At 38.6% G+C, this 22,953-nt stretch carries 23 protein-coding genes and 1 pseudogene; 21 read left to right on the top strand and 3 right to left on the bottom strand.

Annotated features, from left to right (window positions below):
- Nucleotides 1-142: 142 nt before the first annotated feature.
- Complete coding sequence (gene pyrG / locus Y7E_RS0122965) at nt 143-1,750, top strand: CTP synthase (protein WP_017153577.1); 1,608 nt, start codon at nt 143-145, stop codon at nt 1,748-1,750.
- Between the two features lie 34 nt (nt 1,751-1,784).
- On the opposite strand, the gene Y7E_RS0122960 is transcribed toward pyrG, so the two are convergent.
- A complete protein-coding gene (locus Y7E_RS0122960; RefSeq protein ID WP_017153576.1) occupies nt 1,785-2,312 on the bottom strand; it encodes a DUF2529 domain-containing protein in 528 nt (175 codons plus the stop codon).
- Nucleotides 2,313-2,519: 207 nt separating this feature from the next.
- On the opposite strand from Y7E_RS0122960, the gene spo0F reads away from it, so the two are divergent.
- The 15 genes and pseudogenes from spo0F (at nt 2,520) to Y7E_RS30260 (ending at nt 16,362) form a co-directional block, all read left to right on the top strand.
- Nucleotides 2,520-2,888, top strand: a complete 369-nt coding sequence (gene spo0F, locus Y7E_RS0122955) for a sporulation initiation phosphotransferase Spo0F (protein ID WP_000398590.1) — start codon at nt 2,520-2,522, stop codon at nt 2,886-2,888.
- A 211-nt stretch (nt 2,889-3,099) separates the two neighbouring features.
- The gene (locus tag Y7E_RS0122950) at nt 3,100-3,957 is read left to right on the top strand and encodes a class II fructose-bisphosphate aldolase (protein ID WP_017153575.1); all 858 of its coding nucleotides are present in this window, start codon (nt 3,100-3,102) and stop codon (nt 3,955-3,957) included.
- 437 nt (nt 3,958-4,394) lie between these two features.
- The gene (gene murA, locus Y7E_RS0122945) at nt 4,395-5,684 is read left to right on the top strand and encodes a UDP-N-acetylglucosamine 1-carboxyvinyltransferase (protein WP_017153574.1); all 1,290 of its coding nucleotides are present in this window, start codon (nt 4,395-4,397) and stop codon (nt 5,682-5,684) included.
- 6 nt (nt 5,685-5,690) lie between these two features.
- Complete coding sequence (locus Y7E_RS34570) at nt 5,691-5,846, top strand: hypothetical protein (protein WP_237741410.1); 156 nt, start codon at nt 5,691-5,693, stop codon at nt 5,844-5,846.
- A gap of 15 nt (nt 5,847-5,861) precedes the next feature.
- Nucleotides 5,862-6,827 (top strand): class II fructose-bisphosphatase, encoded by a 966-nt coding sequence (gene glpX, locus Y7E_RS0122940; RefSeq protein WP_003209232.1) that lies wholly within the window; start codon nt 5,862-5,864, stop codon nt 6,825-6,827.
- 395 nt (nt 6,828-7,222) lie between these two features.
- Nucleotides 7,223-8,494 carry a transcription termination factor Rho gene (gene rho / locus Y7E_RS0122930; RefSeq protein ID WP_017153573.1) on the top strand — a complete coding sequence of 424 codons (1,272 nt, stop codon included), beginning with the start codon at nt 7,223-7,225 and terminating at the stop codon, nt 8,492-8,494.
- Between the two features lie 255 nt (nt 8,495-8,749).
- Nucleotides 8,750-8,995 carry a type B 50S ribosomal protein L31 gene (locus Y7E_RS0122925; RefSeq protein WP_000643436.1) on the top strand — a complete coding sequence of 82 codons (246 nt, stop codon included), beginning with the start codon at nt 8,750-8,752 and terminating at the stop codon, nt 8,993-8,995.
- Nucleotides 8,996-9,104: 109 nt separating this feature from the next.
- The gene (locus Y7E_RS0122920) at nt 9,105-9,689 is read left to right on the top strand and encodes a thymidine kinase (RefSeq protein ID WP_017153572.1); all 585 of its coding nucleotides are present in this window, start codon (nt 9,105-9,107) and stop codon (nt 9,687-9,689) included.
- Nucleotides 9,690-10,206: 517 nt separating this feature from the next.
- Nucleotides 10,207-11,274, top strand: coding sequence for a peptide chain release factor 1 (gene prfA / locus Y7E_RS0122915; RefSeq protein ID WP_026049319.1), 1,068 nt, complete (start codon nt 10,207-10,209; stop codon nt 11,272-11,274).
- Nucleotides 11,274-12,125 carry a peptide chain release factor N(5)-glutamine methyltransferase gene (gene prmC, locus Y7E_RS0122910; RefSeq protein WP_017153570.1) on the top strand — a complete coding sequence of 284 codons (852 nt, stop codon included), beginning with the start codon at nt 11,274-11,276 and terminating at the stop codon, nt 12,123-12,125. The genes prfA and prmC overlap by 1 nt, the downstream gene beginning before the upstream one ends.
- Nucleotides 12,126-12,418: 293 nt before the next feature.
- Nucleotides 12,419-13,288 (top strand): stage II sporulation protein R, encoded by an 870-nt coding sequence (gene spoIIR / locus Y7E_RS0122905; RefSeq protein WP_026049318.1) that lies wholly within the window; start codon nt 12,419-12,421, stop codon nt 13,286-13,288.
- Nucleotides 13,289-13,338: 50 nt separating this feature from the next.
- Nucleotides 13,339-13,797 carry a GNAT family N-acetyltransferase gene (locus tag Y7E_RS0122900; RefSeq protein ID WP_017153567.1) on the top strand — a complete coding sequence of 153 codons (459 nt, stop codon included), beginning with the start codon at nt 13,339-13,341 and terminating at the stop codon, nt 13,795-13,797.
- A gap of 107 nt (nt 13,798-13,904) precedes the next feature.
- On the top strand, nt 13,905-14,948 hold the full coding sequence (locus tag Y7E_RS0122895; RefSeq protein WP_017153566.1) for an L-threonylcarbamoyladenylate synthase: 1,044 nt from the start codon (nt 13,905-13,907) through the stop codon (nt 14,946-14,948).
- 332 nt (nt 14,949-15,280) lie between these two features.
- Complete coding sequence (locus Y7E_RS0122890; protein WP_017153565.1) at nt 15,281-15,829, top strand: manganese efflux pump MntP; 549 nt, start codon at nt 15,281-15,283, stop codon at nt 15,827-15,829.
- Between the two features lie 257 nt (nt 15,830-16,086).
- A pseudogene (locus tag Y7E_RS30260) lies at nt 16,087-16,362 on the top strand (DUF3935 domain-containing protein).
- A gap of 651 nt (nt 16,363-17,013) precedes the next feature.
- Here Y7E_RS30260 and Y7E_RS0122865 read toward each other — a convergent pair.
- Complete coding sequence (locus tag Y7E_RS0122865) at nt 17,014-17,625, bottom strand: flavin reductase family protein (RefSeq protein WP_017153561.1); 612 nt, start codon at nt 17,623-17,625, stop codon at nt 17,014-17,016.
- Nucleotides 17,626-17,810: 185 nt separating this feature from the next.
- Complete coding sequence (locus tag Y7E_RS0122860) at nt 17,811-18,188, bottom strand: DoxX family protein (RefSeq protein WP_017153560.1); 378 nt, start codon at nt 18,186-18,188, stop codon at nt 17,811-17,813.
- A gap of 390 nt (nt 18,189-18,578) precedes the next feature.
- Here Y7E_RS0122860 and Y7E_RS0122855 point away from each other — a divergent pair, with 390 nt between their 5' ends.
- From Y7E_RS0122855 to glyA, 5 genes are all read left to right on the top strand, one after another.
- Nucleotides 18,579-19,076, top strand: coding sequence for a PTS sugar transporter subunit IIA (locus tag Y7E_RS0122855; protein ID WP_017153559.1), 498 nt, complete (start codon nt 18,579-18,581; stop codon nt 19,074-19,076).
- Between the two features lie 314 nt (nt 19,077-19,390).
- Entirely contained in the window at nt 19,391-19,831 is a 441-nt protein-coding gene (locus Y7E_RS0122850; RefSeq protein ID WP_017153558.1) for a low molecular weight protein arginine phosphatase, read from the top strand.
- A gap of 137 nt (nt 19,832-19,968) precedes the next feature.
- Nucleotides 19,969-20,412: a ribose 5-phosphate isomerase B gene (rpiB, locus tag Y7E_RS0122845; RefSeq protein ID WP_017153557.1), complete on the top strand. Its 444-nt coding sequence runs from the start codon at nt 19,969-19,971 to the stop codon at nt 20,410-20,412.
- A 66-nt stretch (nt 20,413-20,478) separates the two neighbouring features.
- Nucleotides 20,479-21,051, top strand: a complete 573-nt coding sequence (locus Y7E_RS0122840) for a TIGR01440 family protein (RefSeq protein ID WP_017153556.1) — start codon at nt 20,479-20,481, stop codon at nt 21,049-21,051.
- Between the two features lie 258 nt (nt 21,052-21,309).
- Nucleotides 21,310-22,551: a serine hydroxymethyltransferase gene (gene glyA, locus Y7E_RS0122835; RefSeq protein WP_017153555.1), complete on the top strand. Its 1,242-nt coding sequence runs from the start codon at nt 21,310-21,312 to the stop codon at nt 22,549-22,551.
- Nucleotides 22,552-22,953: the final 402 nt, after the last annotated feature.

Raw genomic sequence — 22,953 nt, 5'->3', positions numbered from 1 at the left:
GGTGATGAGGGGAGCAATTTTCTTTTTTGTTTTTTGTTTAGAAAATAAAAAGAGTCTAACAATAAGATAGATACGTGTTATCTACATACGTTGCGCTTTGCAACGGTGATTATATAACAACAAAGTAGAAGGGAGTACTTTCATGACTAAGTATATTTTCGTAACAGGCGGTGTAGTATCTTCTTTAGGGAAAGGGATTACAGCAGCTTCTCTTGGAAGACTTTTAAAAAATCGTGGTTTAAACGTAACAATTCAAAAGTTTGACCCATACATTAACGTAGACCCAGGGACAATGAGCCCATACCAACACGGTGAGGTATTCGTAACAGATGATGGCGCAGAAACAGACTTAGACCTTGGTCACTATGAGCGTTTCATTGATATTAACTTAAACAAATACAGCAACGTAACAACAGGTAAAATTTACTCTTCTGTTCTTCAAAAAGAGCGTCGTGGTGAATATTTAGGAGGAACAGTTCAAGTTATTCCTCACATTACAAATGAAATTAAAGAACGTGTATATCGTTCAGGCCGTGAAACAAATGCGGACGTTGTTATTACAGAAATCGGGGGAACTGTTGGTGACATCGAGTCTCTACCATTCCTAGAAGCAATTCGCCAAATTAAGAGCGATATTGGTCGTGACAACGTAATGTACATTCACTGTACATTAATCCCGTACTTAAAAGCAGCGGGTGAAATGAAAACAAAACCAACGCAACATAGCGTTAAAGAACTCCGTAGCTTAGGTATCCAGCCAAATATTATCGTTGTTCGTACAGAAATGCCTGTTTCTCAAGATATGAAAGACAAGCTTGCATTATTCTGTGACATCGATACAAAAGCAGTTATCGAAGCGCGCGATGCAGATACTTTATATGCGGTTCCATTATCTCTTCAAGAGCAAAATATGGACCAAATCGTTTGCGATCACTTAAAACTAGATAATCCAGCTGCGGATATGACAGAGTGGACAGCATTAGTAGAAAAAGTACGTAACCTTTCTAAGAAAACAAAAATTGCTCTTGTTGGTAAATATGTAGAGCTTCAAGATGCATACATCTCTGTTGTAGAAGCACTTCGCCATGCAGGTTATTCATTTGATACAGATGTAGAAGTGAAATGGGTAAACGCTGAGCACGTAACAGCAGAAAACGTACAAGAATTAGTTGGTGACACAGACGGTATCCTAGTACCAGGTGGCTTCGGCGATCGCGGTGTAGAAGGAAAAATCGTTGCAATTCAATATGCACGTGAAAATAAAGTTCCATTCTTAGGAATTTGCTTAGGGATGCAACTTGCATCAATCGAATTTGCACGTAACGTAGTAGGATTAGAAGGTGCTAACTCTTCTGAAATTAATCCTGACACACCTTACGCAATTATCGATTTATTACCAGAACAAAAAGATGTAGAAGACTTAGGTGGCACACTTCGTCTTGGTCTATACCCATGTAAGCTTACGCCAGAAACAAATGCTTACAATGCGTATAACGAGCCGGTTGTATATGAGCGTCATCGTCATCGTTATGAGTTCAACAACCAATTCCGTCAAGACATGGAAAACGCAGGCTTCATCTTCTCTGGTACAAGCCCAGATGGTCGCTTAGTAGAAATCATTGAATTACAAGATCACCCTTGGTTCGTGGCAGCACAGTTCCACCCAGAACTTGTATCTCGTCCAAATCGTCCACAACCATTGTTCCATGATTTCGTAAAAGCTTCTATTACGAACAAAGAAAGCAAGTAATAAAAAGGCGTCCAAATTTGGACGCCTTTTTCCTTTACTCATATTCGTTTATTATTTCATCAATTGTAAATTTTAATCCGTGATAAGCAAATAGAGATAAGATTAAACTTGGGAATCCATAACGGTTACCTTCATCATCGGGGATTAAACCTTTGAGCAATTTTGTATCAATATGTACATCTGTGAATTGCTCTAGCGAGATTTCGCTATTTTGGATAGCTGAAATACCAACAATGGAGTGCCCTTCTTCTTGCAGCCCTTTCGCCAATGAAATGATATTTTCATCTGTTGAAAAACGACTGATAAGAAGTACGCGGTCTGCGGAGGTAACCTCTGCTTGATTACCATTTTCTATTAAGCGCTTTGCTTGTTTTAGTGGCTCTGCGCCGTGCAATGCTTCTGAAACAACGCCTTCCATTTCTTTTGTACCGTGTAAATAGACGATGCCATCACCAACTAACGCTTGGGCAAGTAGACGGGCACTATCTTCTATGTTCATCTCTTCTTTTTGAGAAATTCTTGTGAAATAGCCGCTCAGTTGAGTAGAAAAAATTTTTAACATCGTGTTGCTCCTTTCGAGTATGTTAGGGCGGCTTTCATTATAGCCTATTTTTTCAGAAAGGCGAAGTAATAGGGCTAGCATAACAAAATAGTAGGCGGTAAAATAAGAAAGAATAGGAAGGAATTTGGTGATGAATAGCGAAAATAAATATCGATATAGATATAAGAAGCTTTTAATCTTGTATTTACTATAGAAAGGTTGGGGATTATGGAAGGGAAAATTTTAATCGTTGATGATCAATATGGCATTCGTGTTTTATTGCATGAAGTGTTCCAAAAAGAAGGTTATCAAACGTTTCAAGCAGCAAATGGATTTCAAGCTTTAGATATCGTGAAAAAGGATAATCCAGATTTAGTTATCTTAGATATGAAAATTCCAGGTATGGATGGTATAGAGATTTTAAAACATGTAAAAGAAATTAATGAAGATATTAAAGTTATTTTAATGACTGCTTATGGAGAGCTTGATATGATTCAAGAAGCGAAAGATTTAGGAGCTTTAATGCACTTTGCTAAGCCATTTGATATTGATGAAATTCGTCAAGCGGTACGAAATGAAATCGCTGTAGAGGCTTAAAAAATGAATTTTTTATAAAAAATATGAAAAAAAGCGTTTACATGGACTGATGAGCAGGTGAATACAGTTGAGTTTTTGAGTACAAGTTGTTATCCTATTGAGTGTAGAAAAAAGTCCGGTATGTAAATATACATGTTTTACCTTATTCTGGTCATACTACCAGCGATAAGAACTTATCGGATACAAAAAACGTTTTTTAGGAGGATTCACCATGCCTTTAGTTTCCATGAAAGAAATGCTAAACAAAGCACTAGAAGGAAAATACGCAGTTGGTCAATTCAACATGAACAACTTAGAGTGGACTCAAGCTATCTTAGCTGCTGCGGAAGAAGAAAAATCTCCTGTAATCTTAGGTGTATCTGAGGGTGCAGCTCGTCATATGACTGGTTTCAAAACAGTTGTAGCTATGGTTAAAGCTTTAATCGAAGAAATGAACATCACTGTTCCTGTAGCGATTCACCTTGACCATGGTTCAAGCTTCGAAAAATGTAAAGAAGCAATCGATGCAGGTTTCACATCTGTAATGATCGACGCTTCTCACCACCCATTCGAAGAAAACGTTGAAACTACTAAAAAAGTAGTAGAATACGCACACGCTCGTAACGTATCTGTAGAAGCTGAGCTTGGAACAGTTGGCGGACAAGAAGACGACGTAATCGCTGAAGGCGTTATCTACGCTGATCCTGAAGAGTGTAAACACCTTGTTGAAGCAACAGGTATCGATTGCCTAGCTCCAGCTTTAGGTTCTGTACACGGTCCTTACAAAGGTGAGCCTAACTTAGGATTTAAAGAAATGGAACAAGTTCGTGACTTCACTGGTGTACCTTTAGTACTTCACGGTGGTACTGGTATCCCAACTGCTGACATCACAAAAGCTATTTCTTTAGGTACTTCAAAAATCAACGTAAACACTGAGAACCAAATCGAGTTTACAAAAGCTGTTCGTGAAGTATTAAACAAAGACCAAGAAGTTTACGATCCTCGTAAATTTATCGGACCTGGCCGCGAAGCTATCAAAGCAACTGTTATTGGTAAAATTCGCGAATTCGGTTCTAACGGTAAAGCGTAAGAATAAAATTCCGTTTTGGAAACCGTCTACTCTTTTAGACGGTTTCCTTTCGTTGTATAATGAAAGCGTGAACAAATCTTAAGATTAATTAAATTTCTACATTTCTTCGTATTATCTATATGTGAAGGGAGTTCTCTACTCCTTTTCAATATAAAAGTGGAACATAATGTGCATAGTCCTATTAATAAATGTAATAACGTATCTAGAGCAATCGATGAACAAATCTTGACAGGCAGTTAGTCTTCATCTACTCACTTAAAGTATAACTATTTTTAGGTGAGGTCTTACTGCTTGTTAAGTTCAGGCCAGGGAAGAAAGAAAAGAATATTTTTGTTGATAGTTTGCTGAACGAATGAGATTCTTAAGGAAAGGCTTTCTGTTTTCCTTATTAGAAGGAGAAACTGAAAGTAAATACATTCACAAGAAGGGAGCTCAACATGGAAAAGTTGCTGATTGAAGGTGGACGACCTTTAAATGGATCAATTCGCGTGAGCGGTGCAAAGAACAGTGCGGTTGCTCTAATTCCAGCGACCATTTTAGCTGATACTCCAGTTACCATCGGTGGTGTACCTAACATTTCAGATGTGAAGATGTTAGGGGACCTATTAGAGGAAATTGGAGGAGTTGTAACGTATGGTCAGGAGGAAGAGATGACAGTTAATCCTTCCAAAATGGTTGCGATGCCCTTGCCAAATGGGAAGGTAAAAAAATTACGTGCTTCTTATTACTTGATGGGCGCTATGCTTGGCCGTTTTAAAAAAGCTGTAATTGGGCTTCCTGGTGGATGTCACTTAGGACCAAGACCAATCGATCAGCACATTAAAGGATTTGAAGCATTAGGTGCACATGTGACAAATGAGCAAGGTGCAATCTATTTAAGAGCGGATGAATTACGAGGAGCTCGTATTTATTTAGATGTTGTTAGTGTAGGAGCAACAATTAACATTATGCTAGCAGCTGTGCGTGCAAAAGGTAGAACAGTGATTGAAAATGCTGCGAAAGAACCAGAAATTATTGATGTGGCGACGTTACTAACAAGTATGGGAGCGAGAATTAAAGGTGCTGGTACAGATGTGATTCGTATTGATGGTGTGAATTCTCTGCACGGATGCCACCATTCTATTATTCCAGACCGAATTGAAGCGGGTACGTATATGATTTTAGGAGCGGCGTCTGGTGGAGAAGTAACAGTTGATAATGTAATCCCGCAACATTTAGAGTCAATCACTGCAAAATTACGAGAAGCTGGTGTACAAGTCGAGACGAACGATGATCAAATTACAGTAAATGGGGATCGTAAGTTAAAGATAGTCGATATAAAAACACTTGTGTATCCGGGATTTCCAACAGATTTGCAGCAACCTTTTACAACTCTTTTAACAAAGGCGCATGGAACAGGAGTTGTAACAGATACAATTTACGGTGCTCGTTTTAAACATATTGATGAATTGCGCCGGATGAATGCGCAAATTAAGGTAGAAGGCCGTTCGGCTATTGTGACAGGGCCTGTGCCGTTACAAGGAGCAAAGGTAAAAGCGAGCGACTTACGAGCAGGTGCTGCACTTGTAATTGCAGGATTAATGGCTGACGGAATTACAGAAGTGACAGGGCTCGAACATATTGACCGAGGCTATGAAAATATAGTAGACAAGCTTAAAGGTCTTGGTGCAAACATTTGGCGAGAACAAATGACGCAGCAAGAGATTGAAGAAATGAAAAATGCATAAGGTGCAATGATTGATAGCAATGTGTTTTTTGCTTGTTATTGCAAAAATAAAGATGAAGTGGTGGTGCTTCCGTTAATGGGGGACGAAGAGTCACTGCTGACGGAAGCGACACTTTATAGAAAGAAACGGTTCACAAAATACGGCATAAATATTAAGACTTAAAGGAGAGGGATTATTTTGGAAAGAAGTTTATCTATGGAGTTAGTACGTGTAACAGAGGCTGCAGCATTATCATCAGCGCGTTGGATGGGACGCGGAAAGAAAGATGAGGCTGATGGTGCAGCAACATCAGCAATGCGTGATGTATTCGATACAATTCCGATGAAAGGTACAGTTGTAATTGGCGAAGGAGAAATGGATGAAGCGCCAATGCTATACATCGGGGAGAAATTAGGTACGGGATACGGCCCACGTGTCGATGTTGCAGTTGATCCGTTAGAAGGAACAAATATCGTGGCAGCTGGGGGCTGGAATGCACTTGCTGTTATTGCGATTGCGGATCATGGTAATTTGTTACATGCTCCTGACATGTACATGGATAAAATTGCGGTTGGACCAGAAGCGGTTGGTGCAGTTGATATTGACGCACCTATTATTGATAACTTACGTGCCGTTGCAAAGGCAAAGAATAAAGATATTGAAGATGTTGTTGCAACAGTTCTAAACCGACCACGTCACCAAGCGATTATTGAAGAAATTCGTAAAGCTGGCGCTCGTATTAAATTGATTAATGATGGCGATGTAGCTGGAGCGATTAATACAGCATTTGATCGTACAGGTGTTGATATTTTATTCGGTTCTGGTGGTGCACCTGAAGGCGTTCTTGCAGCAGTTGCATTAAAATGCTTAGGTGGAGAAATTCACGGGAAGCTTCTTCCTCAAAACGAAGCAGAGTTAGCTCGTTGCAAAAAAATGGGCATTGAAGATATAAATCGTATTCTTCGTATGGAAGACTTAGTGAAAGGTGACGATGCGATCTTTGCAGCAACAGGTGTAACAGATGGAGAATTACTACGCGGTGTTCAATTTAAAGGCAGCGTTGGTACAACAGAATCTCTTGTTATGCGTGCAAAATCCGGTACAGTTCGTTTCGTCGACGGACGTCATAGCTTAAACAAAAAACCGAATTTGGTTATTAAATAAAAAGTGGAAGCAGCTCGTTCAGAATGGGAGGGGGATGGAGCTTCTGACGAAGAGGCGCTTTTTGCCTCGTAGGAAGACGCGAAGCCACCGGCCATTCTAGCTGCTGGAACTGGATTGTAATAAAAAGCGGAGGTGGCTTAATCAGCTCTGATCTAGCCCTTATCCACATGCTATAAATAGAGAGAAACGGAAGCGATATAAAAGCGGAGACAACTTTTCTTGTCTTCGCTTCTTGTATTTGTGTTACAACGTATTGATTAAAACTAGACAAAAGGGTTACAATAGTGAATATTACCCTACTTGAACTTATTGCCTTTCATTATTATGTATTTGCCTTCCGTATATTTTCCCTTTACCCATGTGAAAAGAGAATAACGTTAAAGTGTGGTGTCTGAATGAATTTGTCAATTGCAGCATTAGAAAACATGAAGTTAAAAGAGTTATATGAGCTTGCGAAAGAATTTAAGATTTCGTATTACAGCAAATTAACAAAGAAAGAGTTAATTTTTGCTATATTAAAAGCTCGTGCAGAAAAAGAAGGTTTCTTCTTTATGGAAGGTGTACTCGAAATTATTCAATCAGAAGGATTTGGGTTCCTACGTCCAATCAACTATTCTCCAAGCTCAGAAGATATTTATATTTCAGCTTCGCAAATTCGTCGTTTTGATTTGCGTAATGGAGATAAGGTTTCTGGTAAAGTACGCCCGCCGAAAGAAAATGAACGCTATTTTGGATTGCTACAGGTTGAAGCAGTAAATGGGGATGACCCAGAATCTGCAAAAGAGCGTGTGCATTTCCCTGCATTAACACCGTTATATCCAAATCGTCAAATGAAATTGGAGACGGAGCCGAAGAAGCTATCAACACGCATCATGGATTTAATTGCACCAGTTGGATTTGGACAACGTGGTTTAATTGTTGCGCCTCCAAAGGCTGGTAAAACGATACTATTAAAAGAAATTGCTCATAGTATCACAACGAACCATCCAGAAGCAGAATTAATCGTACTTTTAATCGACGAACGTCCAGAGGAAGTAACTGATATCGAACGTTCCGTTAAAGGTGATGTTGTAAGCTCTACTTTCGATGAAGTTCCAGAAAATCATATTAAAGTAGCTGAACTTGTATTAGAACGTGCGATGCGTCTTGTAGAACATAAAAAAGACGTTATCATTTTAATGGATAGTATTACCCGTTTAGCGCGTGCTTACAACCTCGTTATTCCACCAAGTGGACGTACATTGTCAGGTGGTATTGATCCAGCTGCATTCCATAGACCAAAGCGATTCTTTGGGGCAGCTCGTAACATTGAAGAAGGCGGTAGCTTAACAATTTTGGCAACGGCACTTGTTGATACAGGATCTCGTATGGATGATGTGATTTATGAAGAGTTTAAAGGAACAGGTAATATGGAACTTCATTTAGATCGTTCGTTAGCTGAGCGTCGTATCTTCCCAGCGATTGATATTCGCCGTTCTGGTACGCGTAAAGAAGATCTATTAATTCCGAAAGAACATTTAGACAAGCTATGGGGTATTCGCAAAACAATGCGTGATACACCAGACTTCGTTGAAAGTTTCTTACGCAAGCTGCGTCAAACGAAAACAAATGAAGAATTTTTACAAAACATTGTTGCAGATTCCAAAAGATATGTAACAACGAAGTAAAGGGAAACGGTGATGACTCGCTTATTTTTATGCTAAGCGAGTTTTTTCATGCTTTTTTGTGAGAGAACCTTAGCCGGTCGGAGCTGAACGAGCCGCTTGCGTTTTTATTTTAAAAAGACAAAAACAGGTAGTTGCAAAATGAAGTTAGCCTTGTTATAATTTCATCATATGTGTTTCATCATTATAGTTGTGATTGCAGCTAAAGATGAAAAACTCTGTTTCGAAAATGATTCAGGGCGGAAGGAGATGAAAAGAATGAAAGCAGGAATTCATCCGGATTACAAGAAAGTTGTATTCATGGACACAAACACAGGCTTCAAATTCTTAAGCGGATCTACTAAAGGATCTAGCGAAACGGTTGAGTGGGAAGATGGAAACACTTATCCATTACTAAAAGTTGAGATCAGTTCTGATTCTCACCCATTCTACACTGGACGTCAGAAGTTTGCTACTGCAGACGGACGTGTTGACCGCTTCAATAAGAAATACGGTCTTAAGTAATAAAAAACATAAAACAGGCAAGTGTATCTATTCGCTTGTCTGTTTTTTTTGCGAAAATATTAAACCTTTACCCTACTTTGGATAAAAAAGTAGCTGAAAGGAGAGCTCCATGTACTTAATAAATCAAAACGGTTGGATTGAAGTGATTTGCGGGAGTATGTTTTCTGGAAAATCAGAAGAGCTCATCCGCCGCATACGCCGTACACAATTTGCAAAGCAACATGCAATTGTATTTAAACCATGTATTGATAATCGTTATAGTGAAGAAGATGTTGTATCACATAATGGATTAAAGGTAAAAGCAGTTCCTGTTTCAGCTTCAAAAGATATATTTAATCATATAACAGAAGAAATGGACGTTATTGCAATTGATGAGGTGCAATTCTTTGATGGGGACATTGTGGAAGTGGTGCAAATATTGGCAAATCGTGGCTATCGTGTCATTGTAGCCGGTTTAGACCAAGATTTCCGTGGTCTACCATTTGGACAAGTTCCTCAGCTGATGGCGATTGCCGAGTATGTAACGAAGCTGCAAGCAGTTTGTTCTGTATGCGGATCTCCAGCAAGTCGTACACAGCGTTTAATTGATGATGAACCAGCTTCTTTTGATGATCCAATTATTTTAGTTGGAGCTTCAGAGTCATATGAACCGCGTTGCCGTCATTGTCATGCTGTACCTACAAAACAAAGATAAGTAAAACTCGCTACATAGAGCGGGTTTTTTTCGAAAATAGATGAAGAGTGGGGCGAGCCGTCTTTACTTTTAGGTATATCTAGCTCCGGAGGCAAGCTCTTCGCATCTAAGAACCTTCCGCACAAAAGGCAAAGAAGCGCCTTGTGTGCGAAAGAACCTTAGCTGGTCAGAGCTGAGCGAGCCGTCTTCGCTTTTAAGTATATCTAGCTCCGGCGGCAAGAATGGTCGGTGGCTTAGCTTCTTCCTGCGAGGCAAAGGGCGCCTCTACGTTAAAAGCTCCATCCCCCTCTCATTCTGAGCGAGCCGCCTTCGCTTTTAAAATAATATCTAGTTCCGGTGGCAAGCTCTTCACGTCTAAGAACCTCCCGCACTAAAGGTAAAAAGCACCTTTTGTGCGAGAGAACCTTAGCCGGTCAGAGCTGAGCGAGCCACCTCCACTTTTAAATATAATTTGCGTTTTTTTGATTAAGTACCATATACTATTTGTATTAGATACTAGGATGTTGAGGTGAATGATGTGTTAGATCGTTTGCAAGCTGTAGAAGATCGTTATGAGAAGTTGAACGAGCTGTTAAGTGATCCGGAAGTTATTAGTGATTCGAATAAGCTTCGTGAGTATTCAAAGGAACAATCTGATATTCAAGAAACGGTAGAAGTGTATCGTGAATATAAAGATGTTCGTGAGCAATTACGAGATGCAAAAGCAATGTTAGAAGATAAGTTAGATGCTGACATGCGTGACATGGTAAAGGAAGAAGTTTCTGAACTAGAAGGACAAGAGAAGGAATTATCAGAGCGTCTGAAAATTTTACTTGTTCCAAAAGACCCGAACGATGATAAAAACGTTATCGTGGAGGTGCGTGGTGCTGCTGGTGGCGATGAGGCTGCTTTATTTGCTGGTGATTTATACCGTATGTATAGCCGTTATGCTGAGGTGCAAGGTTGGAAAACTGAAATTATCGAAGCGAGCTATACAGAATTAGGTGGATATAAAGAGATTATCTTTATGATTAACGGTAAAGGCGCTTTCGCAAAATTGAAATTTGAAAATGGTGCACACCGTGTGCAACGTGTTCCGGAAACAGAGTCTGGAGGACGTATCCATACTTCTACAGCAACTGTAGCTGTATTACCGGAAGCAGAAGAAGTAGAAATCGATATTCATGAAAAAGATGTTCGTGTTGATACGTTTGCTTCTAGTGGTCCTGGTGGACAAAGTGTTAATACAACGATGTCAGCGGTACGTTTAACTCATTTACCGACTGGTGTAGTTGTATCTTGTCAGGATGAAAAATCACAAATTAAGAACAAAGAAAAAGCAATGAAAGTATTACGTGCACGTGTTTATGATAAATTTAGACAAGAAGCGCAAGCTGAGTACGATCAAAACCGTAAACAAGCTGTTGGTACGGGAGACCGTTCAGAGCGTATCCGTACGTATAACTTCCCGCAAAACCGTGTTACAGACCATCGAATTGGTTTAACGATTCAGAAGCTAGATCAAATCTTACAAGGTAAGTTAGATGATTTCATCAATGCCTTAGTGATGGAAGATCAAGCGCAAAAGATGGAGGCAGCTGAGTAATGCGCGTCTATGAAGCCCTGAAATGGGCTTCTTCTTTTTTACAGGAAAATGGACGAGATGAAAATGCGGGAGAAATCGTCCTTTGTCATGTATTAAAGACGAACCGAACAGGTTTAATGATGAACATGCGTGAAGAAATATCTGAAGAACAAGAAAAGACGTTTACGAGATTTATCCACAAACATGTAGGTGGGATTCCTGTTCAATATATGATTGGATATGAAATGTTTTATGGTCGTTCGTTTTTTGTAAATGAGGAAGTATTAATACCAAGACCAGAAACAGAAGAGCTCATAGTAGGCGTATTAGATAGAATCCAGCGTATGTTTGGTAAGCGGGAACTTCATGTAGCTGATATTGGTACGGGAAGTGGAGCAATTTCCATTACGCTTGCTTTAGAAAACCAAAATTTTCATGTATATACAGTAGATATTGCACAGGAATCTATTGAAGTTGCGAAAGAAAATGCAAAAGCATTGGGCGCAAATGTAACGTTCTATCATGGTGATTTATTATCGCCGTTTTATGAAACGGGGCAAAAATTAGATGTTGTTGTTTCCAACCCTCCGTATATTCCAGAAGAAGACTGGAGAGGTCTTTCTCCAGTTGTAAAGGAGCATGAACCAAAGCGTGCGCTTGTTGGTGGAGAGGATGGGCTTGATTTTTATCGCCGTTTTATGGAAGAGTTGCCAAACGTCTTGCAAAGAAAAGCAATTGTTGCTTTTGAAGTAGGTATAGGGCAAGGTGAAGATGTGAAAGGATTATTGCAGCAGACATTTCCACATGCCCATGTAGAAGTTGTTTTTGATATTAACGGAAAAGATCGTATGGTCTTTGCGGAGATGGAGTAAGGTAGAACCTTACTCCTTTTTTTTATATAAATCCACTTTGACTTTTCAGCATATAAGTCGCTGCCAAGAAGTGAAAAAGATATAAAACGCTCGTTTCCTCACTCTGTTCTAACTTGAGAGGGGGCAGAAAAGGGCCCTGACCGCTTCCATGCATGGCTAGATGCTCTCTTCTATCTAAAAAGAAATGTTTTATATCAGTTTTTCACTTTATATACTTGAAAGTTTTTCTATAGATTTAGAATTTAATAGTTTAGAAAAAGAGAAGTGTGTCTACACTGTTGACAGAAGGGACGGTGCAAGAGATGAAAAAACAAGCGATTGCCTATTTTCTTTTATTATTAATTGGTGCACAGCTACTTGTGCAGTTTGGATATATGAAAGCTGATGCAAAGGGAAATACCGTTATTCCGAAAGAAGCTGTTCGATTACGTATTTTAGCAAATAGTGATTCAGATAAAGATCAAGCGCTAAAGCGGAAAGTGCGCGATGAAGTAAAGGCACAAATTGATGGATGGGTAGCAGATTTGAAATCGTTTGAGGATGCACGTCGTGTCATTCAAAGTCACATCCCGGAAATTGAAAAAACAGTTGCGAAAACATTAAAACGAGAAGGAAGTAAGGAATCATTTCAAGTTACATTTGGTAAAAATATTAAATTTCCTACAAAAGTATATGGGAACTTTATTTATCCCGCAGGGGAATATGAAGCAGTACTTATTTCAATTGGTAAAGGTGAAGGAGCAAATTGGTGGTGTGTGTTATTCCCGCCGATGTGTTTTCTAGATTTCTCTAGTGGATCAGCTGTAAAAAAAGAAGAGCATGTTGCGAAAGCTGAATCTATTGAGGATGAAGAACAACCAGTGACAGTGCAGAAAGAAAAAGAAGCAGCGGTTGAAAATAAAAATAAAGAAATAGTTTCCAAACAAGCACCTGGAAAAGAAGTATCGAAAAAAGAGGTTACTCCTAAAGAACAAAAAAATGTGAAAGAGACAAAAGAGGAGTCAAAGCAAGAAAAACGTGTGAAACAGGAAGAAATAAAACCTGTGGAAAAGAAACAAGAAAAAACAAATGAAATAGTAGAAGTAGAAGTAGAAGAGCAAGAGGAAGAACCGGAAGTAAAATTGTTTATTGTAGAAGCATTCTCTTCTTTATTTTCTAAATAAGTACTATTTTCTTATCCCTCCTCATATATAGAAGTGAGGGGGGATTGATCGTGAAAAAGACTTACTTTGCTACAAAAAATGATGTTGAAAGATTATATTCTTTTTTCGGACAAGCTAATAAAAAAGATGATAAAATAAATGAGTTATATGAGCAATTTATGATATTGGAAGATGAAGGGGAAATACAGGCTGTAGTTGGTTATGAACAAAAAGGAGACAATGCGCTTGTTCGTTCTTGTTTGTTCACACCTACTGTGGATAACAAGACTTTCCTATATTTTTTTGAAATGTTTTTGCAGTATATGAAAGAGAAAAATATTCAACAATTGTATTTACTCACAAATCATCCACAATCTGTGACGATCTTTCAGTTTTTTCACTTTACAACTGTGGAAAAAGATAAAGTTCCAGAGGATATTCAGCAGCTAGAACATTTTTGTGAAAATATAAAACAGCAGAATGTAATAATACTAAATTGTCAGCTATTCACAAAGTTATCCACTGATTAATCAGGTTTATCCACATTTTGTGGATAAACCTTGTTTGTCTTTTGGATAAATCTCATAGTAAACTAAATATAGACAGTATTTCATGGAAAAAAAGGACGTGGAAAAAAATGCATACAAATATGTGGGTTGTGGATAATGTTGTGGAAATAAAAAAAGATTATCCACAATTACAAGAAGCAGCAAGATTACTAAAGGAAAATGAAGCGATTGCCTTCCCTACAGAAACGGTATATGGGCTAGGGGCAAATGCAATGAATGATGAAGCGATTGCGAAAATTTTTGAAGCGAAAGGAAGACCAAGTGATAATCCATTGATTGTCCACATTGGTGCAAAATCTCAGTTAAAAGGAATTGTTAGGGAAATACCAAAGGTTGCAGAAGTCTTGATGAAACACTTTTGGCCGGGACCTTTAACAATTATCTTACCGAAAAAAGAGGGTATTTCCGAAAAGGTTACGGCCGGTTTAGATACAGTTGGAGTTAGAATGCCGGATCATCCAGTGGCACTTGCTCTTATTGAAGAAGCGAATGTACCGGTTGCAGCACCGAGTGCCAATCGTTCTGGGCGTCCGAGTCCAACTTTAGCATCTCACGTATATGAAGATTTAAATGGGAGAATTGCTGGTATTGTTGATGGCGGTGCAACGGGTGTTGGAGTTGAATCAACGGTAATTGATTGTACAAGTGAAGTACCAACAATTTTACGTCCAGGCGGAATTACGAAGGAGCAATTAGAAGAAGTGATTGGAATTGTTTCGTTAGACCCTGCATTAAAGGATGAAAAAGAAAAACCAAAGGCACCGGGAATGAAATATACACATTATGCACCGAAAGCACCACTTAGTATTGTTGAAGGATCTCGTGATTTTATTCAACAGCTTGTGGATAAGAAGAAAAGTGAAGGATATACAGTTGGTGTATTAACTACAGAAGAGTATCAACATGTGTATAAAGCAGATGTTGTATTGTCTTGTGGTGTGCGAAACGATTTGGCGAGCGTTGCAACCAAATTATACGATGTGCTAAGAACATTTGATGCAAGTGAAGTAGATGTTATTTTTAGTGAGTCGTTTCCGAATGAAGGAATTGGGAATGCGATTATGAACCGTTTAACGAAAGCGGCAGGACATCATATTATTATTGAAGAGTAGATGAGCATGCAACTCGTCTTTCTATAGGAAGATAAATTAAAAAACGGTATAAAAATCTTTCTTTTTAGGTAGAAGAGAGGGTCCAATCATGCCGAGTGAAAACAAAGAGAGAAAATGAGTGCGGGTCACCACTTGCTTTTCATAGCCTGTAATGTGAATGTTGAACAATTAAAATGGATGTATCCCATAAAAGCCCGATTGGTGAGGGCTAATAATCAGTGGGGATGAAGCCCTTCACTGATTAAAGTTTCACCTTATATAGAAAAATTTCATAGATTCTATTTTTCCTCGGATGAGCATATTGTGAAGTAGCAAGTCCGAGGAGGGTCGAGATGACAATTGAACAACTAGTACCTTTGATTATCATGGCACTTGCCTTAGGAATGGATGCATTTTCTGTAAGCCTCGGCATGGGTATGGTAACGTTAAAAATGCGGCAGATCTTTTATATAGGTATAACAATAGGGATATTTCATATCGTCATGCCGTTTCTCGGTATGATACTAGGTCGTTTTTTATCAGAGAAATTTGGTCATATTGCCACTGTAGCTGGGGCTATTTTGTTAATTGGATTAGGTTTTTATATTGTGTACTCTGCAATTTTAGAAGGGGAAGAGACAAGATCCGCTCCGGTAGGGATAAGTTTACTGGTATTTGCGTTTAGTGTGAGTATTGATAGTTTTTCAGTTGGGCTCAGCCTAGGAATTTACGGAGCGCAAATGATTGTAACGATCTTGCTATTTGGATTGGTTAGCATGATACTAGCATGGGGCGGTTTGCTGATTGGGAGGCATGCAAAGCGTTTGCTTGGTATGTATGGTGAAGTGCTCGGTGGTATCATTCTTGTTGGTTTTGGGCTCACCCTTCTTTTTCCAATATAATTTTGTTATGATGTAAAGAAGTGACAGGAGATATGAAGCGTGGAGACCTTATTAAAATTGTACGTTCGTTTGATGACATTTTTTTGAGGTGGCTAGGGAGGTTAATTATGTAGGGTGTTATTCTACAAATTGCAGTTCTCGGCTGGATTAAATTGATTCGTGAATAGTAAAGATAAATTCCTTTCTGTGCAAAATATTATTTCTATTCATATTCATTATAATAAAAATCACCCATATATATAGAAAGGATGATATGAATGACAAGAGTAAAACAAATTTTTGGTATTATTATTAGCTTTTTCGTTTTTTGGTTTAGTATGCTTGGCATACAAATGTTTGCTGATTTTTTTAATATAGATTCTTTGAAATTTATTGCAGGGAAAACAGAGGATGCCCGTATGTTCTATTCACCTTAACCACTCTTTATCGTATTTGTTATTACACTTCTTTCCTTATATTTCTTTGTTATCAAACTTGGAATGCTAAAGCAATATAAGGTTCCTTTTTTTAGAAAGAAACGAAAAGAAGCCTAAGTTTTAAATGAAAAAGGGATAGAAATCATTAAGAAATATTTTTAAATCTTTTCCCTTCATGAATTACCAACTTATAATAGCGGGGATTTTTTATTGGACAAAAGAAGTCCAGCTTGGGTGATGCTTAAGCTGGGCTTCTTTATGCTATTAAATGAACGAGCCAATTCCGCTTTTAAAGATATCCAGCTCCAGGGGCAAGAACGGTCGGTGGCTTCGCGTCTTCCTACGAGGCAAAAAGCGCCTCTACGGCAGAAGCTCCATCCTCCTCCCATTCTGAACGAGCCAATTCCGCTTTTAAAGATATCCAGCTCCAGGGGCAAGAACGGTCGGTGGCTTCGCGTCTTCCTACGAGGCAAAAAGCGCCTCTACGGCAGAAGCTCCATCCTCCTCCCATTCTGAACGAGCCAATTCCGCTTTTAAAGATATCCAGCTCCAGGGGCAAGAACGGTCGGTGGCTTCGCGTCTTCCTACGAGGCAAAAAGCGCCTCTCCGTCAGAAGCTCCATCCTCCTCCCATTCTGAACGAGCCACTTCCACTTTTAAAGATATCCAGCAAGAATGGTCGGCGGCTTCGTATCTTCCTGCGAGGCAAAAAGCGCCTCTACGTCAGAAGCTCCATCCTCCTCCCATTCTGAACGAGCCGCTTCCACTTTTAAATAGGCCTTACAAGCTCAAATTGTTCTCCTAATTTTGCGTAGTTGTGTCCTGCTAGTCGGCTTACTGGTTTTAACCCTTCTGCGTGAATGCGTCCATTTTCATATAAATGTTCTGCAACGTGGAAGCGAACAACGCGGCCGATTAATAGGTCGCACGCTGGAGAGTCTTCTGTTCCACCTAGTGGAATAGCGCGTTCTAGTATGCATTCCATTCGAATATTCGCTTCTTTTACGCCCGGTACTGAGATAACATCGCTTTCGATAGGAGTTAGTTTAGCTAATTCAATTTCACTTTGATTTGGGGGAAGATTTGCAGCAGTCTTGTTGATGGCCCCCACGTAGGATTCATCGGAAATATGTACAACAAATTCACCTTTTTCAATTGCGTTTCGAGAAGTATCCTTTCGCTCTCCTTCTTTTCGTTGCACTGAAACAGAGATGAGCGGTGGATTGGCAGCAACGATATTAAAGTAGCTATATGGAGCACCATTTAAAACTCCGTCTTTTGTAACAGAAGTAACGAATGCTACTGGACGCGGAATAATACTCCCTGTTAATAATTTGTAATTATCTTTTTCTGTTTGTTCATTTGGATTAATCGATAGCATATTTGTAATCTCCCTTCCTTGATATGAATACTTCTTTGTTTGTTTACAAGATAATGAAGGGAAACTCCTGCTAAAAAAATATTTTTTTGACGTTTTTTGTAAATGAGTGAAAAAAGAAAAGGAGTAGGTTTCAAACTGAAACCTACTCCTTTTCTTAATAAATGTCTTGAAACTGAGATTGTTGATTAAAGTAAAACGTAAGCGCCAGGTCCAGTTAATGCAACACCAACCGCAATAGCAATTAAGATCATGTTATATTCAAATCCGTTTTGTGTTACCCAGTAGCCATTTTTGCCGTGTACAGTAAAGATTGCTACTAGCATTGTACCAACTATAAATAGTGAATCAACCCAAGTTAAGATACCTGCTGCGAATAAGAAACCACCTAATAACTCAGTTGCACCAGCCATAAATACGCCAGGGCGTAAGCCGATTGATTCCATCCAGCCGCCTGTTCCTTTAAGGCCGTGACCACCAAACCAACCAAATAATTTTTGAGTACCATGACCCATGAATGTAATTCCGATAATAAGACGAATAATAAGAAGACCGATGTTCATCATTTATAAAACCTCCAAAAAGTTATTAACTTACCTTAAGTAAGTAATAATAAATCAGTTACTTACTTAAGGTAAGTAACTTTCGGGAAAAATATGAAGAGAATTTTACAAATCAATAACAAAAAATAAAATGCCGTAAAGACCTCTAGACAAGTAGGAGAAAAAAAGAGAAAATATAAGTTAAGAAGTTAATTCGCATTATTGTTATTCAGACAATCTGAATTGACTGGAATTTTACAAAGCGATACAATAAGATTCTATTGGTAATCACGTACTTCATTTCGAAAGCGTTTTTACAATATAATATTTGAAGTATGAAGTCTTACATGTATCGCAATCTTTACTAGAGATTGCCCTATACATTTTCAAGTTAATTATAAGGAGGACTATCCTATGTTTAAAAAATTATTCGGTCTTGGTTCAAAAACAAATGCAGAAACAATCTTAGCTCCATTAACTGGAGAAGTGAAAAATATCGAAGAAGTACCAGATCCAGTATTCGCTGGTCGTATGATGGGTGACGGTGTTGCAATCGTTCCAACTGAAGGTGTAGTTGTATCACCAGTAGACGGTGAAATCGTACAATTATTCCATACAAAACATGCTGTTGGAATTAAAACGAAAAACGGTACAGAAATTTTAATCCACGTTGGTTTAGAAACTGTAAAAATGGAAGGCGAAGGTTTTGAAGCTCACGTATCTGAAGGACAAGCTGTGAAAGCTGGCGACAAATTAATTTCTTTCGATTTAGAATTAATTCGTGAAAAAGCAAAAAGCACAATTACACCAGTAGTTATTACAAATACAGATGCAGCTGAATCTATTAACACAACGGTAGGTGTTTCAGCTACAAAAGGTGCAACAGAAGTAATGAAAGTTACAATGAAATAATTGTTTTTGGATAAGGAATTCGTTTCATATGAAATGGATTCCTTATTTTATCCCGCTATTTGCGGGCAGTAAGACCCCCGCTGATTAAAGTTTCACTTTATTTCATGATGGGACTTTTCGCGTGGATGTTTTAGTCACGTATGTTATTATATTTAGGGCACTTGGAACTAGGGTTTCACATATATGTGGATAAGGCGTATTTCTCTTAGGAAAAATAAAGGAGAAATGCGCTTTTTGTATATTCACATTCCTTTTGTTCCATTGTAATGTACGTTATGATGAATGTAGACATTCACCATAAGGAGTGATTTTGGATGAAGCGAGTGTTGTTTGTTTGTACTGGAAATACATGTCGTAGTCCGATGGCAGAGGCGTTACTTCGTCATTATGGGAAAGGGAAATTTGAAGTGAAATCTGCTGGTGTTTTTGCATCCCCTGGAAGTGATGCATCTTCGCATGCGAAAGATGCGTTAGAAGAAAAGGGAATCCCAATTCTGCATGCTTCGCAGCAAATAACGGAAGAATTACTTGAGTGGGCTGATATGGTACTCGCGATGACGGAAAGCCATAAACAACTTGTGCTTGGGCACTATCCAAGTACAAAAGAGAAAGTGCATACATTATATGAATTTGTAGAAGGTACAAGTAAAGATATTTCAGACCCGTTTGGCGGTTCTCTATCTATTTATCAATCGACGTTAGTAGAGATGGAAAAACTTGTACAAACTTTAGTGGAAAAACATTCAGAAGGTTAATGTTTCGTGTATAATACGATATTGGAGATAATCTTGCTTGGAATAAGCAAGTAAGCGTCAAGCTTAGATAGCAATTTAGCAGTGGGGATGAAAGCCTCTACTGCTAGAAGGTGTACTAAAATTTTGGAGGGGTTAAAATGAAAGTAGTAGTAGCATCTGATCATGGTGGAATGAATATCCGCAAAGAAATCGTAAGTTTATTAGAAGAATTGAATATTGAATATATTGATTTAGGATGTGAATGTGAAGCAGGTTCTGTTGATTATCCTGATTTTGCATTTCCAGCGGCAGAAATGGTTGCAAATGGTGAAGTAGACCGTGGGATTTTAATTTGTGGAACAGGTATTGGTATGTCAATTGCAGCAAATAAAGTGCACGGTATTCGTTGTGCACTAGTACATGATACGTTTAGTGCAAGAGCGACAAGAGAACATAATGATACTAACATGTTAGCGATGGGTGAGCGCGTAATTGGTGCTGGTTTAGCACGTGACATTGCGAAAATTTGGTTAACAACTGATTATGAAGGTGGACGTCACGAAAATCGCGTAGGGAAAATTAAAACATACGAAGCGAAGTAATAGATTTTAACTTCTATTGAGAAGTAATATAATTTGTTGAACCAACCTGTGAAAGGAAGAGGCGTAATGACGGAAATAGTAAAAGTGAAAGAGCAGCTACAAACATCGCTTTCTGATTTTCAAGAGCAAACTTCTTTACAAAGCGGTCAAATTTTTGTAGTGGGCTGTAGCACGAGTGAAGTGCTAGGGGAGAGAATTGGAACATCAGGAACGATGGAAGTGGCGGAAGCAATTTTTTCTGAGCTAAAACAATTTCAAAAGCAAACTAGTATAGAGTTGGCATTTCAATGTTGTGAGCATTTAAATCGTGCTTTAGTAGTAGAGAGAGAAGTAGCGATGAAATATCAATTTGAAATTGTAACCGTTACGCCTGTTAGATCAGCAGGTGGTGCTTTAGCAACGTATGCCTACCACAATTTAACAGACCCTGTAGTGGTAGAATTTATAAAGGCAGATGCGGGCATAGATATTGGTGATACGTTTATTGGTATGCATCTAAAACATGTTGCAGTTCCAATTCGTACGCGTGTAAAAGAAATCGGAAATGCGCATGTGACGATGGCTAAAACACGTGCGAAACTTATTGGCGGGGCACGTGCTGTATATGCGGCGGTAGAAGAAACTGTTACTTGTAGCTAAAAGTAGAGAAGAAACCGAGAAATGCATCGTATCTTTATATAATATGTAAAGAGGTATGTAGTCTGACTTCATAAAGGATAAAAAGAAAAGACCGAACTCGGTCTTTTTTTTCTTTTATGATATAGAAAGTCATGTTAGAATGTAGTTGAAAACATGAAGGTTCGAAAGAATTACAACTTGAATTTTCGTTTTTTTTCTAGATAAATGAGAAAAAACTATCGGGAATCGGTGTAATTCGTTCAGAAAAGGGGGATTTTGGTGGATCATTTAAAACGTCAAGATGAAAAGGTATTTGCTGCAATTGAAGCAGAACTAGGAAGACAACGTTCAAAAATTGAGCTGATTGCTTCAGAAAACTTCGTAAGTGAAGCTGTAATGGAAGCACAAGGTTCTGTTTTAACAAACAAGTATGCAGAAGGATATCCTGGCAAACGTTACTATGGTGGCTGTGAACATGTAGACGTGGTAGAGGATATCGCACGTGATCGCGTAAAAGAAATCTTTGGTGCAGAGCATGTGAACGTTCAACCACACTCTGGTGCACAAGCGAACATGGCTGTATACTTCACGATTTTAGAGCATGGCGATACAGTACTTGGTATGAACTTATCCCACGGTGGTCATTTAACACACGGAAGCCCTGTTAACTTCAGTGGAGTACAATATAATTTCGTAGAATATGGCGTTGATGCAGACTCACACCGCATCAATTATGATGATGTGTTAGCAAAAGCAAAAGAACATAAGCCAAAACTAATCGTTGCAGGTGCAAGTGCGTATCCTCGTGTGATCGATTTCAAGAGATTCCGTGAAATCGCAGACGAAGTTGGTGCATATTTAATGGTAGATATGGCACATATTGCAGGTTTAGTTGCAGCAGGCTTACATCCAAACCCAGTGCCACATGCACATTTCGTTACAACAACAACACATAAAACATTACGTGGCCCACGCGGCGGTATGATTTTATGTGAAGAGAAATTTGCGAAGCAAATTGATAAATCAATCTTCCCTGGTATTCAAGGTGGACCATTAATGCACGTAATTGCAGCGAAAGCTGTTGCATTTGGTGAAGCCTTACAAGAAGACTTTAAAACATATGCACAAAACATCATTAATAATGCAAACCGCTTAGCGGAAGGTCTTCAAAAAGAAGGACTTACACTTGTTTCTGGCGGAACGGACAACCATCTTATCTTAATTGATGTTCGTAACTTAGATATTACAGGTAAAGTTGCTGAGCACGTATTAGATGAAGTTGGTATTACAGTGAACAAAAACACAATTCCATTTGAAACAGCAAGCCCATTTGTGACAAGTGGTGTACGTATCGGTACAGCAGCGGTAACATCTCGTGGTTTCGGTTTAGAAGAAATGGATGAAATTGCAGCAATTATTGCTCATACTTTAAAAAATCATGAAAATGAGGCTGCATTAGAAGAAGCACGTAAGCGTGTAGAAGCATTAACAGATAAGTTCCCAATGTATACAGATTTATAATGAATTGAAAGAGACTGCTGAAGCATATAGTGTTTCAGCAGTCTCTTTTTAATTTGAACCACAAACTTTCAATAGATAGTTTTTTAGCATACTTTCTATAAATCATAGTCTTTAATATGAAAGATGGGGAACTGCAGTTTTCCCGGCCTGCGAATAACAGGATAAATAGTCGGAAAGGAACACTTAGATAGTAGATTTTTTGGGGATTTCCACATAGGAGAGCATGGTAGATAAGATAGGACATATATCGCTTCTTAAGTATGTATACAAATCGTGAATAAATTCTGGATATATAATGAAGGATATGACTTCCATAATTGGTAAAGATATAAGATGGGTTTATGATGAATTTAATATTTTTCCAAATTTGCCCTTGAATATTAGTAGCGTTTTCTTTACAAT

Origin of the sequence: Bacillus bingmayongensis, assembly GCF_000299035.1 — a bacterium.
GTDB classification, from domain to species: Bacteria; Bacillota; Bacilli; order Bacillales; family Bacillaceae_G; genus Bacillus_A; species Bacillus_A bingmayongensis.
Note: the sequence above shows the minus strand (reverse complement) of the source record. Positions and strands in the feature narration are given on the sequence as shown.

Coding starts and splice junctions, on each gene's coding strand:
- pyrG (WP_017153577.1), top strand. CDS start 143: ATGACTAAGTATATTTTCGTAACAGGCGGTGTAGTATCTTCTTTAGGG.
- Y7E_RS0122960 (WP_017153576.1), bottom strand. CDS start 2,312: ATGTTAAAAATTTTTTCTACTCAACTGAGCGGCTATTTCACAAGAATT.
- spo0F (WP_000398590.1), top strand. CDS start 2,520: ATGGAAGGGAAAATTTTAATCGTTGATGATCAATATGGCATTCGTGTT.
- Y7E_RS0122950 (WP_017153575.1), top strand. CDS start 3,100: ATGCCTTTAGTTTCCATGAAAGAAATGCTAAACAAAGCACTAGAAGGA.
- murA (WP_017153574.1), top strand. CDS start 4,395: ATGGAAAAGTTGCTGATTGAAGGTGGACGACCTTTAAATGGATCAATT.
- Y7E_RS34570 (WP_237741410.1), top strand. CDS start 5,691: ATGATTGATAGCAATGTGTTTTTTGCTTGTTATTGCAAAAATAAAGAT.
- rho (WP_017153573.1), top strand. CDS start 7,223: ATGAATTTGTCAATTGCAGCATTAGAAAACATGAAGTTAAAAGAGTTA.
- Y7E_RS0122925 (WP_000643436.1), top strand. CDS start 8,750: ATGAAAGCAGGAATTCATCCGGATTACAAGAAAGTTGTATTCATGGAC.
- Y7E_RS0122920 (WP_017153572.1), top strand. CDS start 9,105: ATGTACTTAATAAATCAAAACGGTTGGATTGAAGTGATTTGCGGGAGT.
- prmC (WP_017153570.1), top strand. CDS start 11,274: ATGCGCGTCTATGAAGCCCTGAAATGGGCTTCTTCTTTTTTACAGGAA.
- Y7E_RS0122895 (WP_017153566.1), top strand. CDS start 13,905: ATGCATACAAATATGTGGGTTGTGGATAATGTTGTGGAAATAAAAAAA.
- Y7E_RS0122890 (WP_017153565.1), top strand. CDS start 15,281: ATGACAATTGAACAACTAGTACCTTTGATTATCATGGCACTTGCCTTA.
- Y7E_RS0122865 (WP_017153561.1), bottom strand. CDS start 17,625: ATGCTATCGATTAATCCAAATGAACAAACAGAAAAAGATAATTACAAA.
- Y7E_RS0122860 (WP_017153560.1), bottom strand. CDS start 18,188: ATGATGAACATCGGTCTTCTTATTATTCGTCTTATTATCGGAATTACA.
- Y7E_RS0122855 (WP_017153559.1), top strand. CDS start 18,579: ATGTTTAAAAAATTATTCGGTCTTGGTTCAAAAACAAATGCAGAAACA.
- Y7E_RS0122850 (WP_017153558.1), top strand. CDS start 19,391: ATGAAGCGAGTGTTGTTTGTTTGTACTGGAAATACATGTCGTAGTCCG.
- rpiB (WP_017153557.1), top strand. CDS start 19,969: ATGAAAGTAGTAGTAGCATCTGATCATGGTGGAATGAATATCCGCAAA.
- Y7E_RS0122840 (WP_017153556.1), top strand. CDS start 20,479: ATGACGGAAATAGTAAAAGTGAAAGAGCAGCTACAAACATCGCTTTCT.